The organism is Rhodococcus sp. MurmanLake-1, assembly GCF_056945715.1.
Genome location: NZ_JBWZNF010000016.1, coordinates 35,801 through 48,536, shown reverse-complemented (window position 1 = coordinate 48,536; position 12,736 = coordinate 35,801). Strand labels below are relative to the sequence as shown.

8 protein-coding genes are annotated in these 12,736 nt (G+C 61.1%); 1 reads left to right on the top strand and 7 read right to left on the bottom strand.

Features of this window, described 5'->3' with window-relative positions:
• The 6 genes from AC2ETI_RS28735 to AC2ETI_RS28710 form a co-directional block, all read right to left on the bottom strand.
• A complete protein-coding gene (locus AC2ETI_RS28735; protein ID WP_003943230.1) occupies nucleotides 1-519 on the bottom strand; it encodes a MarR family winged helix-turn-helix transcriptional regulator in 519 nt (172 codons plus the stop codon).
• A 206-nt stretch (nucleotides 520-725) separates the two neighbouring features.
• Nucleotides 726-2,651, bottom strand: a complete 1,926-nt coding sequence (locus AC2ETI_RS28730; protein WP_182261869.1) for a hypothetical protein — start codon at nucleotides 2,649-2,651, stop codon at nucleotides 726-728.
• Complete coding sequence (locus AC2ETI_RS28725; protein ID WP_080910234.1) at nucleotides 2,648-3,865, bottom strand: VWA domain-containing protein; 1,218 nt, start codon at nucleotides 3,863-3,865, stop codon at nucleotides 2,648-2,650. Before AC2ETI_RS28725 ends, AC2ETI_RS28730 begins: the two co-directional genes overlap by 4 nt.
• A complete protein-coding gene (locus tag AC2ETI_RS28720; RefSeq protein ID WP_283567326.1) occupies nucleotides 3,862-6,114 on the bottom strand; it encodes a DUF5682 family protein in 2,253 nt (750 codons plus the stop codon). The genes AC2ETI_RS28725 and AC2ETI_RS28720 overlap by 4 nt, the downstream gene beginning before the upstream one ends.
• Nucleotides 6,069-7,157, bottom strand: coding sequence for an ATP-binding protein (locus AC2ETI_RS28715; RefSeq protein ID WP_003943024.1), 1,089 nt, complete (start codon nucleotides 7,155-7,157; stop codon nucleotides 6,069-6,071). The genes AC2ETI_RS28720 and AC2ETI_RS28715 overlap by 46 nt, the downstream gene beginning before the upstream one ends.
• Nucleotides 7,154-10,492: a DUF4132 domain-containing protein gene (locus AC2ETI_RS28710; RefSeq protein WP_483634722.1), complete on the bottom strand. Its 3,339-nt coding sequence runs from the start codon at nucleotides 10,490-10,492 to the stop codon at nucleotides 7,154-7,156. Before AC2ETI_RS28710 ends, AC2ETI_RS28715 begins: the two co-directional genes overlap by 4 nt.
• 323 nt (nucleotides 10,493-10,815) lie before the next feature.
• Here AC2ETI_RS28710 and AC2ETI_RS28705 point away from each other — a divergent pair, with 323 nt between their 5' ends.
• The gene (locus AC2ETI_RS28705; protein WP_483634721.1) at nucleotides 10,816-11,232 is read left to right on the top strand and encodes a VOC family protein; all 417 of its coding nucleotides are present in this window, start codon (nucleotides 10,816-10,818) and stop codon (nucleotides 11,230-11,232) included.
• A gap of 22 nt (nucleotides 11,233-11,254) precedes the next feature.
• Here the strand turns inward: AC2ETI_RS28705 and AC2ETI_RS28700 are convergent, their stop codons facing one another.
• Complete coding sequence (locus tag AC2ETI_RS28700) at nucleotides 11,255-12,697, bottom strand: amidase (protein WP_483634720.1); 1,443 nt, start codon at nucleotides 12,695-12,697, stop codon at nucleotides 11,255-11,257.
• Between the last annotated feature and the right edge of the window lie 39 nt (nucleotides 12,698-12,736).

The window sequence follows — 12,736 nt, the reverse complement described above, 5'->3', positions numbered from 1 at the left end:
CTACTCCGCAGTCAGCGCACCGATACCGCGAACGACCCGCGAGAGCAGGTCCAGAAAAACCGCACGCTCGTCGACAGTGAGCTCGTCGACCATTTCCTCGAGACGAGCAAAGTGTTCGGGCGCCATGTCACGTAAACGCTGAGCGCCGCGAGCAGTCAGGACGACCACCGCACCACGCCCGTCCTCGGCGGACGGACGCCGAGCGACCAAACCCTCCTGCTCGAGGCCGTCGACCAGCCCGGTCACCGTGGCTCGCGAGACGCCGAGATCAGCGGCCAGTCGCGAGGGAGATTTCTCCCCGTCGTGGTCTTCCAGATCCGCAAGCAATCGGTAACGGCCGGTCGACAGTCCATACCTCGCGAAGTGAACCTCGGTTGCTCGACCGAGCCGCGCGCCCGCCGAAATCAGCCGCACCGCAACCAGCACCGCCTGCGGATCGGACCCGAGGCCGTAATGCTCCAACTGCCGCCGCGCCTGATCCAACGTGGGTGAGTCGTGATCGGTTCCGTCCACTGCCATGCAACTAATATGGCACCTAACTACATTCTGGTCAACCCTTCACCAGAGCGAGTGTCAACGCTGCCGAAGCCGTGCGCGAGTTGCAACAGGTCCAGATCGGCATGACTGCGAGCCAGAACCTGTATACCCATTGGCAGCCCCTCAGAATTGAAACCTGCAGGCAGGCTGATGGCCGACAGGGTCGCAGCGAGGCAAAGCCGAGTGTCTCAACGTGATTCGATGGCCGTGACGATCCGGATCACAGCATGAACCCACGCATCTGCCGACGTCTCCAGCTCACCGAACGAAATCGCACCGGCTACGCACTCCAAGGCTCGCGCCGTTGAAGCCATACCGACCATGACTACCCCCGCTGCACAACGACGAAGCGCAGAAATAGTAGGCTCAGCCGCATTTCTCAGCCCGCGGTGAGCGATGTCCGCGAGTACGGATAGAGCCCCCTCCAGCGCACTGTCGATGGCGTCCACACCGCCCGTCGCAACTGCGCGAGTCATCGTCGCACTGCCGAGGCCTTCTTCGAGATCGGGAACGATGACGCCGAGGTCGCATGCAACAGCGAATGGTGTCATCCACAACGCACCGGCTCGGACAGTCAGCCGACCGCTCACGGCCCTCGGCCGGGCCGACATTGCCCGGACCATCGCGTCGATTGCACCGGGCGCATGCGCTCGATGTACGACGCTCACCTGCGCCAGGTTGCCACGCCCATCTCCGACCCGCATTGTCCACATCTGTTCTGCAGGAGCGTAATCGGTGCTGATTACAGAATCTATTCGCATCACACCGACGCCATCGGTAGTCAGCCGGGCTCGGGCAAACGACGGCGGGCGCTCGATGAACCGGCGATGCATCTCGGCGTAGTCGTCCACCACGTCAATCGATTTTTCCCACGCGTCGACGCCGAGAGGGAGAATGGAAGTACGCCCGATCCCTTTACGCCCGAGGCGGATTCTGTGGTTGGCACGGCGAACCGCTGATTCTGTGAGCACTGTCGATGAAGCCAAAGCGGCGACCGTCGAACCGGCAATTCGGCGAGTCGAGATCGCATACCCGGAGAGTGCCTCGTCGGATTCACTCGACCAATCGTGACTCATGAGAAAGACTGCATCCGAATCTGGTTCGGCGAAGTAGATATCGGCGGTAGTCGAATCGCCAGTCGCCGTCACCCTCGCGCCGAGGCTGATCAGACGTGAACGACGCAGCGGAGTTTCACCGGGAGTCTCGGTCCCTAGTGCTGTCCCGGCAAGCGATGAATCGACCGATTCACCGAGTTCGACCCTCGCATGAATCTCGGCGATGATCATCGCCACTCGTGTGCGACTGTGCCCGGCATGCCGCACCGAATAGGCCTCGATCTGGTCGGTCAGTTCTATGCACGCATCGGCCAACCAGATTGCGGAACCTGCCTCAATGGTGCGGGCGTCTCTGACGGCAGTGGCGTGTTGCACCGCCGTTGTGGTGGACAGACCGTCCACGAGGATCGTCCGCGCCAAGGCCCTTGCCATAGCACTTCGATCAGCATCTCGCACGACTGAACTCCGACCCACGTGCACATGGTCGGTTCCGGATTCGTCCGCCGCCCGAACCGCCCACACGGCAAGTGCTATCGCTTCTGCCGTCGTGTGCGCAGATGCCGAAGAATGGGCGTGACTCAGTTCGTGTGGAACCAAGAACCGGACCGTGCAATGTGGGAGTTCAACTCGCACAACAGGATCTGTACCTCGAGCTCGATGCACTGTTGCCTGGTAGCCCTCCCGCCTGGTCCGATTCGCCCGTGCCAGTACCGCCGCTCCGAGAAATGCCTCCAGCGCCTCGTCATCGAATTCCCCTGGCGTCCAGTCTATGTGATCGAAGCTCGACCCGTGATTCGCCCGATAAGCGAGAACAAGACCGACACGGTGCCGGCACACCGAGCTTGCGCCACACGTGCACGACGCTTCCGAGAATGGAACGCCGGCAGGAAGACTGGTTTCGACACCGTCGACGTACCGGACGAGGATCCGTTCGCTCGTCACCAAGAGTTCGGGCGTTTCCTCGGCCAACATACGCGCGGCTCGTTTGACGAGCCCGCGATTGGCGACCAGCGCAAGCGCATCGTCGGTGAGCGCAGCCAGATCAGGCCGGGGCGTCATCGAATACAACCGGCCACGAATTCGGCCAGCCCTCCGGGAGTCATCGCACCGACGTGTACACCCAGTCGCGTCAAGCGACGGGCAATTTCACGGTCGTAATCAGGGTCACCAGCATCGTCGAGCGCTGCAAGCGCCAGGACACGCACACCATTGTCAGTGAGACCGGCAACGCTCCGTACGAACCGATCCGGTGCACTTTCGTACAGATCGGAGATGATGACAACAATCGTTCGTTGCGGCGTATCCACCAGTTGCGCGGCATAATCGACGGCCTTTGCACCGTCATTCCCGCCTCCCAATTGGACGCCCATCAAGAGCTCGACCGGGTCGAGAACCTCGGACGTGAGATCGACGACATTGGTGTCGTATGCAATGAGGTGAGTCCTCAATCCGGGGACATTCCAGAAACATGCAGCGGTGATCGCCGAGTGGATGACAGAGTCGATCATCGATCCGGACTGGTCGACCAACAGAATCAACGTCCACGTATCCGTGTGCCGACGAGTTCGCGAAGTGAACAAAGGCTTTTCGATAGCAATCTTGCGTGTTTGCGGTGACCAATGCTGCAGATTGGCGCGAACCGTTGCCTCGAAGTCGAAATTGCGCGAATTACGAAACGCTGTTCTGTGTCGGCTACGTTTGCCGTGGAAGGTCCTGCGGACGTCCACCGAGAGCCTCTCGATCAACTCGCGTACGACATTGTCGACAGCCTTTTTTGCCATCGCCAGAACTCGGGGATCCATCAGGTGTTTGGTACGCAGCACTGCTCGAAGCAGAGTCACGCTGGGCTCGATACGCTGCAACGCTTCCAAATCTGTCACCACTTCGGTGATTTCGTATTTCTCCACGGCGTCGCGTTCGAGTCGATGAACTGTCTCGCGAGGAAAAAGACGATGGATGTCGTCGAGCCAGTCCACGGCCGTCACCGTCGTTTCGCCGAGCCCATTGGGGCGATACCGCCCATCCTTGCGACTCGGCGGAACCGCACCCGGGGAACCGGGCGTATCTCCGCCACCCGGGTTGTCTCCAGTCGTTACGGAGTCGGTCCCCTGCAGTCGGGAAGTTCCAGCGCGAACGCCCTGCGCGCTGCGAGCCGGGTCACGGCCGTACAGCCACTCCAACGCGTCGTCGCGTTCAGCCGCATCGCCCGTTGGATCACCGAGTACTCCGGCCGACGCATCACCCAGAATCAGCCGCCATCGTTCGATGTTCATCGCATACCGATCTGGGCAAGCGCGTCGTCCACCCGGGCGTCGAGCTGCCTTCCGACATCCAGGGAGTTCACGACTGCAGCCTCTGGTGTCGACGTTGTCAGGCGGCGCGCGATGATGTCGCGTTCACGGGGAGGGAAGAATTCGAAGGACTGCCGTAGCGCGGGAAGTGCTGTCAGGAACTCGTGTTCGGACAGTCTGCTCACGATTTCATCGACGGCGGTCAACACTGTGTCGCTGGATTCCGCGTCCAGAAAACGCTCACGTGCTACTCCGAACAGTCCGCACAACCAATCACCGAGGTGTTCTGCAGGAATCGATCGAACGGCGTCGACTGCTGCATCGGGGGGAATTCGATCCCAGGACGTTCCCAGGGCCGATCCCCTGATGTCGACCGCGGCACCATTGTCACGAGCCAGAGCGGTCAGTTCGTCGGCCGGATCAGTCGAGAGGATCTCCGTCGCATACTCCATCGCATCAGATAACGCTGCGAGAGCTGATATCCGGAGGAGATCAGCGCCACCGGTCGTGGCCCGAACTCGGTGCGCCAGCGCAACGACCTGCGACGACGCCGAATCAATTATCGCCCCGAGCAGGGTGGACCCTCGGCTCCCGAAGAGTGAATCGTGCCGCCACAGGTCCAGAGCGGCTCGAAGCAGCAGGCCTGTGCCCCCGAGATCTCCTACGCCCTTCAATGATTCGGATGCGATCGACTCGGTTCGGTCAGCCACCGAGTCGAGTCCACAAAGAACTGCATCGAACAGAATGTGTGCAAGACGCTCGACATCAGCCGCAGCCGAAGTCAGCGAAGATTCCAGGTTGGCCCCAGCTGCCTCTACCAGAGTATGGCCTTTGGCTGCAGCCTCGACCAGCACCGGGAGGCGGTCTGCGGAGTCGACAATCATCCACCGTTCTGTCGACACCACTGCAGAACCACTGCCTGGACCTGCAGTTCGCTCGAATCCTGGCACTCCCAGCACACGCAACTGATGTAGTGCACGACTACGCTGACGACTACGCTCGTCGGCCAAGTCGAGTACAACAGGGCCGGGCAAGAGGTCGAACTCCTCGAGCAGCATATCGACGTGACAAACCAATCCCGGTACCGGTGAATCACGGTGTAGTTTGCCCCGCCGATCACCTCGCATCGTGCGCATACAGGCCGAGATGACGGGGTCGGGTTCGGGCCCCAGAGGTTCCCCTGCGAGTGTCCAAGGCAGCGGCGACGCCAACGCCTCACCCACCAATGTACTTGCTGCAGCATCTAATACATCTCGTCGCGTCGGCAGCGCGTGACCACGGATAGCGGCGAGTCCGAGGATCTGCGTACGGAATCCGATGAAATCCGTTGTCGAGACGCGTTGATTCCGGGATCGCAAATCACGGACGATCGCCGCGGCTGCAACCTCCCCGGCCGATGCCGTTTTCTGCCAGAGCTTCTCGTACCACCATGGTGATTCCAGGTCGAGACGACTGTAGGAATAGGGGACCAGGTAACTGCCGATGTCGACATCAGGGCCCGCGGTCGGAACGGCGGGCCAGGATCCGTCGGTCGGTCTACCGCGAGCCAGTTCGGACATGATCGCCGGCCGATGACGCCCGCCGCAGACGACAACGACAGCACCGCTTCCGGGGCGCTCGCGAGCGGCCCGTATCCACGATGCCATGTACTGTTCGCGCTCGGATACTGTGGCGTCACCTACCCGGATCGCATCGAAGTAGTCGTCGAGGACGGCAGTCAGTTCCTCGACAGTGAGCGTATCGGCGCGCGACTCGACGACGTGATCCCACATCGCGTCGACCGTGTCCAGTCCCAGTCGGACCGCCAATACTGTTGCAGCAACACTGTACTCGTCCGGCGGCCCGTCGAAAGCGGGGTGCCAGGCGGGAAGATCGATCAACCGAACCTCCGCCGACACCTTGGAGGCCGACCGAAGGGCGATCCATTCTGGAGACCAATCGGTGAAGGCAGCCCATGTCACACGTGTGTGCGCTCCTCGTCGCACGTGGGAGTACAGCGCGATCGGTAACTTGTGATCGAGTCTCAGTTCATCGATTCGATCGGTGAAGTCTGCGGGTCCCTCGATCAAGACATGCGTCGGCTGCAAGCGTTCAATGGTCTCCGCCACGATCCGAGCACACGCAGGGCTGTGGTGCCGAATCCCGATCACCACGACGTCGCGACCAGCGTCCACCACAGCGACGCTCACGGTCCGGTCAGACGTGCGTGCGCCCGGCGTAGCTCTTGCCATGCCGCACTCGTCCGCTGCGACCCTACTTTCTCGACGTAGCGGCGCAACCGGGCAGCATCCTCACTGTTGTCTTTCGTCGCCGTGCCGGCCAGGGACTCGGCGAGGTCGGTGACGGTACCGGCGTCTCCTCGCAAGAACCACCCACGAATACCGGTGGCATGCGCAAGGGACACCGCTTCAGCCGTGCTCATCACCGATGACAGTCGCTCGACCGGCGATCCGTTCGCGGTGAATCCTGTACGTAGGTCACGAAACAGCGTGACCAACAACTCGGACACTGCCGGATCTTGTTCTGCGGCTACACCGGAAGCACGCAGCAAGGCCGCCGATTCTGTTCGCACGAGTTCGACTTCGGTGTCGAAATCGGCGATCGGGTGCACGGTCTCGAAGTTGAAGCGCCGTTTGAGTGCGGCGCTCATCTCGTTGACGCCACGGTCGCGGGTGTTTGCGGTGGCGATCACATTGAAACCCTCACGGGCATAGACCATTGCGTCGTCTCCGGAAAGTTCCGGGACTGCCAGCACCCGTTCGGACAGCAACGACAACAGAGTGTCCTGCACTTCGAGCGGACACCGCGTGACCTCCTCGAACCGCACGACGCGTCCCTCGGCCATTCCACGCATCATCGGCGCTGGAACCATCGATCGAGTCGAGGGGCCTTCCGCGACGAGCAGTGCATAGTTCCACGAATACCGGATCTGATCCTCGGTCGTGGCGGCACCGCCCTGGATCGTGAGAGTCGAATCCCCGCTCACGGCAGCGGCGATGAGCTCTGACAGTAGCGATTTGGCAGTACCAGGTTCTCCCACCAGCATCAATCCACGTGTCGTCGCCAAGGTGACGAGTGAGCGTTCGACGAGCGATGCGTTGCCTACGTATTTCGGCGCTATTCCCAGCTCGACGTCGCCCATGACGAACGTCCGCGCCGACGTGAGGGTTAGACGCCACCCCGGTGGTCGCGGCCCAGTGTCTTCTTCGGCCAAACGCGCAAGTTCCTCGGCAAACCGCTCCTCAGCCGGTGGGCGCTGGACTCGTGAAGTCACGAGGCGAACCCTGCCAAGTCTGCGATGAGTTCGGAGACCGTCGCACGATCGACATCGTTCAAAGTCCCCCCACGGAGTTCCACCGAAACGAGCTTCTGATCGGGGTACCCGTTGTAAGGGTCTCCCGTCCCCATCCCGGGCTCCAACCCCAGCAGAACAGACACGTCATCGCTGAGCTGGTACAGCAGGCCTTGTCCCCAGGAAGCTGGGTTCTCCCACACCGGTTCCCATCCTCTGTACGTCAACCGCAGTGCCTGACTGGGGCTGGCGGTTACTCCGGTGAATCGACTCAGACCACTCCCGTCGACGTCATCGGGTAGCGGATCGTGGACAGCACGACCCAACTGTGGGAAAGGCTGCAAGATTTCGTAGTCGGCGAACACGTCGGACCACGCGCCCACCGTATCGGGTATGTGCGCGGGGTGTACTAGCCCGATACGGCCCTCCGGTAGCTCGACGGTCTGGTCGTCGATGTCGGCCAAGGTACTGTCCTCCGCGACCCGGAACACGACTGTAGGCAGACCGCTGTCATCGAACGATGCCCACAGCAGTCGCCGTGCAAGGTGAATCAGCAGCGGATGGCCGAGCACGAAGTCGTCGAATTCTGTCCTAGTCCAGCGGCGCCCGGTAACCATCGAACGGTTCAGGCGTTTGATCTGCTCGGCAGCAACAGCTTTCGTCTCTCGCTTAAGCTCGGTGAATCGCTTCTTCGCACTCTCGGCGAGAACAACGTCGTCATTTCTGGTGGGTTTGGGCAGTCCTGACGTCTTCTTACCTCCTCCGTCGAGCACATAAGGCACGAGAGCCTCCGTGAAACCGACGGTGAACATCCGCGTCCCGTAGTCGAAGTTCATAGTGCCGTCCGGCGTCAGATCGAGATCAGGAACGATCCGGTCGGCCAGCTGTTCTCGATCGAGCCCGAGACTGTCGGCCAACTCTGCGACGCGTTGTGCCGCTCCGTTCTTCAACGACTTGAACTTCATTTTTCGGGAGATGTGATCGAGTTCTGTCAACGCGCGGGCTGACCCATGTGCAGCAAGTGCATCGAGACCGAGTTGTGCTCGTGCTGCACCATTCTCACCTGGCCACCGTCTGACGAGGGGTGCCAATCTTGCCACGGTCGAATCGTCGCCGAGCCAACCCAGCGCAAGAATCACCCAGTTGTCCTTCGACGGAGCGCCGGCACCCCACCATCGTTCGAATAGTTCCCACGCGGCCTCGGCGAGCGACGATCGGTCACAGTACGCAGTTACTACATCGAGTCCGGCGTAAGGAGCGTCCGCGGTTCCGATTGCGCACATCGTCAGGATCGTCGACACCGCCGACGTCGGCAGTGCGGCTGATCGATTCTCGTTCAGAATCAGCGGAAGTGAAGAGACATCCACCCAAACCGGAGTTTTCGGTATCCGCTTGGGCAACATCTCGAGCGGGTCGAGATCGACAATGCCGGCGACTACCTGCCCGGCTTCGGGGCCGTACCGGTTCGCTCCGTCGACCACTGTCTCGCGTGAGGTTGTTCTGGCGAGCGCACGCAGGGCGGCGGCAGCATGATCACGTTGAGCACCTGCCGGACCCACTGCGTCTGGAACGAGTAGTGCCACTGCATCTTCAGCGTGTCGGACCAGCCACGCCATCGCAGGTTTGCGGAGATTCTTCCTGGTGGCGAACATCGTCGCATGCACGCGCGCGACATCGATATCGACATATGGCATCAAGTATGGCGCCGCGGCACCTGGATGAGCGCGCGTGAAGCGAAGCATCAGCGGCAGCGCATCGAGTTCGTAGCGAGCGACAACCCGAAGTGGATCCTTGAGCGAGGTTCCGGGCCAGTCCGTCAGGAACGGGCGCGCGATTTCGTCTGGGGCCAGTAGAAAAATCACCCAGGTGTTCCAGTCATGGGTGGAACGCGGTGATACATCCTGCACATACTGTTTGTAATTTTCCCACGTGGTGTAGGAGTAGTCGCTCGGAGTGTTCTTGATTTGTTCGAGTTCACCTGGAAGCCAGACTATTCGGCTGATTTCAGGAGCAACGAGATCACCGATCACCGCGACCTCGAGCGCTTTCTTTCTGTTCGACCATGGCGGCGCGACGAGAATGGGCGGAAGATCCGTGGCCTCGGGCGTCGGCGTCGACAATTCGGCGATCCTTCGCCGTGCAGGCTCGGGAAGTGTAGGCGACAGCTCGGCGGCGATGTCGGGATTCGCCCGCACGTGACGGTCCAACAGGTCGATATCCTTCCCTGCCAATATCTTCAATGCTCGACGTGGGAAATGTTGCATTGCGTGTAGGACCGCGGGCAACGCACTCTTCACGTGGCGACGTTCGACCAGAGCAGTGAACGCTTCGTCGGTGGGTATCGCCGAGAGCGCCCAGAGGATTCGGAGCAGTGTCGCCTCGTCCCTCATGTGTCCGTACTGGTTTGGTTTGTCGAACGCGTCGACCAACAGTCCGGTAAGACCTGCACCTATGCCGTCAACTACTGCGGCAACCATCGCGTCGTCCTCGAGCCAACTGCGCATTGCGTGTGAGTCGGTCACCCGTTCGAGCTGCTGTACCGTGTTCGACGAAACCGTCAGCTGAGTGTTCCAGTGATACCACCGAGCGCGCATTCCCATGATGAGTTCTTCCGACCATCCTTCCTCGGTCGGAAAGATGTACGACGCCGTCAAACGGCGGGTGCTGTTGGTGCGCATCGACGACGCCACCTCTCGGGCTGCGGCGTAGTCCTCGTCAGAGGCTGTCGCCAACAGGCCGCGCATACGGTCGAGCATGTGCTCTCGGACCACTTGCGCATCAGGTTCGTCCGTCCGCCCGAGCTGCTCGCGCAGTACATACTCAGGCATCTTGTATCCCGCAGCTGGCGACTCACCGCCGATGTTCGCCACTACAATTACCGCGTCGGGTCCCAGCTCTGACACAGGCACCGAAACATGAACGAACCGCAGGTCGGCCCATTCCAAGAGTGCTTCGACCGCGAAGACCAACCCGTGCCGTGCCACCAACCCGTCCACGAGAAGTGTCGATTGTTGCCGGTCGTTATCTGCGTAGCGGCCGAGTATGCAGTACAAAGCAGCTGCACCGACAGCGGAGATCTCACCGGCTTGATACTTCCGGGCGGCGAGGGTGAGCTCGTCAGGATCAGGATCATTGACCAAATACGCTGAACTGAATTCGCCAAACTGGTCGTCGCTGTCGAATTGTCGATCGAGTTCGGCACCGGCTGCGGGATCGACAGGTGCCACGTCGGCGGCAAAACCGCCGCGCCGAGGGTACTTCATCGGCAACCACGACGCGGGCGGCACGGCAGTAGATTCGGTCGTGGTGTGGTTCACGCGTCTCCTCGAGATCCCGGCCCGGTCGGCGGGCGTAGCCAGAATGATAGCGATCCGAACGATCGGCTTGTTCGACATTCCCGAACGCGGCCCCCGACAGCGGTTGCGGTGACGTCCTCCTGCACATTGGCACAGGGCCCAATACGGGATCGACGCTACAAGCGACTGGTCGAGTATCTGCTGCTGCTGACAATCGAGCCGCCGACGGACCGGTGGACTGCCCACGGCGCACGCGGAAATAGCGGCGAGCATCTTGGTTCCGAAGAATGCCGCAAGCTTCCTACCTCCCGACACTCGATTGTCTTGGGCGTTAACATCGACAGATGCTCACTCGAGTCGATCTGACGATGGATTGCACAGACCCCGACCGCTTGGCTACGTTTTGGAAGATAGCCGCTGGATACGTCGATGAGCCACCACCGCAGCCTTTTTCGACCCGGGAGGAGTGGCTGGCCACTTTCGACGACGAAGGCGACGGGATGGGCGGCGCTTGGTTGCACCACCCGCTCGGAGTGGCTCCCCGACTCTGTCTACTACAGGTTCCTGAATCCAAGGTCGCCAAGAACCGATTGCATCTCGATCTCCGGGTATCCGGAGACGGGACCCCAGTTGAGAAGTGGGCGGCAATCCTTCGCGAGGTCGAACGACTACTACGCGCGGGCGCCTCAGAATTGGAAAGATTCGAAGGTCACCATGTGAGCATGGCCGACCCAGAGGGCAACGAATTCTGCGTGGCGTGATTCACCCGCCTGCCCGAGATTCTCACGAGAAGGCCTGGCAGTCCGGGTGATTGCCGGGATAGGGCAGGACCTTCTCGAGGGCGAGCCCTATCGCAAAGGCCGTGTGGTCGTCGTACGGCCGCGTGACTATCTGTGTACCGGTGGGGATTCCGTTCCGAGCGAAACCGGTGGGGATTGTCAGCACCGGGCAGCTGCTCAGGATGTTGAAGGTGATGGCCGGGACAGCCTCGAGGTAGAACTCCAATTCTGTTCCAGCGACATTGATTCCGTTCCCGACGTAGTTGTCGCCGGCAAGAAAGCCCTCCGTCGCCACTGCCGGAGTGATCAACGCGTCATAGGTGTCGAACAGGGATCCGATCGACGAATACAGTTCGGCTTCGATCGCGAGTCCATCGAGGAAAGTCGCGTCACCACGGGTGCGGCGTGCCCATCGGGCGAATTCCTTCGCGTACTCGGTGACCTTGTCGGGGTGCGCGGACGCTTCGGCGGAGATCGATGCACCGAACACGTGATCGTAGTGAATGGCGGCCGCACGCATGATTGCAGCGCGTGACAGGTCGACTTCGATGATCTCCGCGCGTGCGCCCAGCGCAGTGATGGTGTCCACCAGCTTGGCGGTGTTGGCGGCAACGTCCGGATCAACCGGCCAGTCACCCAACGCGGGGATCACGGCGATACGCATTCCTGCGCACGAATGCGTTGCGAAGCCGGGCAACGGCGATGCCGGTACATGCGAGGCAATGTCAGTGGAGGTCGGTCCCGCGATGACCGACTGCAGTGTGAGGCAATCACTTACGGTGCGAGCCATCGGACCGCAGTGGCAGTAGCGATCGAGATTGAATGGCGGATCGACGGGGACACGGCCATGCGGTGGCTTGAACCCGACAATTCCGTTGAGTGACGACGGAGTTCGGATCGATCCTGCAACATCGGAACCGGTAGCCAAGTGCGTCATACCGGCGGCAAGTGCGACTGCCGATCCACCGGAAGACCCGCCGGAGGAGTATTTCGTGTTCCACGGATTGCGAGTGACGCCCCACAACTCGGACTGTGTGAACGCGGCCGAGGAGAATTCGGGTGCCGTCGATCGCGCGTGGACGATGGCACCGGCGTCGACGATCCGCTGCACGAAAGTCGAAGTGTGGGTGCCGATCAGGTCCTCATAGACCTTGGACCCTTGAGTCCACGGTTGGCCTTGTACCGGTTCATCCTCTTTCACCACAACGGGAACACCGGCGAGCGGAAGGCTGACATCCGAACCGCGGGCGTAGCGGCGTTCCGCTGACTTCGCTTGCGCCCGTGCCGCATCGAAGAAAGTGTGTCCCACTGCATTCAAGGTCGGGTTGAGCGCCTCGATACGTTCGATGGTGGACTCGAGCACTTCCACCGGAGACAGCGATTTGTCCCGGTAGCGTTCGAGCATCTCGGTCACATCCATGAATGTCGAAACGGGTGTCTGGTGCATATCTGTGTTCCTGCCTCTATGAAGGTTTTGTGTAGGCGG

Coding starts and splice junctions, on each gene's coding strand:
- AC2ETI_RS28705 (WP_483634721.1), top strand. CDS start 10,816: ATGCTCACTCGAGTCGATCTGACGATGGATTGCACAGACCCCGACCGC.
- AC2ETI_RS28735 (WP_003943230.1), bottom strand. CDS start 519: ATGGCAGTGGACGGAACCGATCACGACTCACCCACGTTGGATCAGGCG.
- AC2ETI_RS28720 (WP_283567326.1), bottom strand. CDS start 6,114: ATGGCAAGAGCTACGCCGGGCGCACGCACGTCTGACCGGACCGTGAGC.
- AC2ETI_RS28725 (WP_080910234.1), bottom strand. CDS start 3,865: ATGAACATCGAACGATGGCGGCTGATTCTGGGTGATGCGTCGGCCGGA.
- AC2ETI_RS28700 (WP_483634720.1), bottom strand. CDS start 12,697: ATGCACCAGACACCCGTTTCGACATTCATGGATGTGACCGAGATGCTC.
- AC2ETI_RS28730 (WP_182261869.1), bottom strand. CDS start 2,651: ATGACGCCCCGGCCTGATCTGGCTGCGCTCACCGACGATGCGCTTGCG.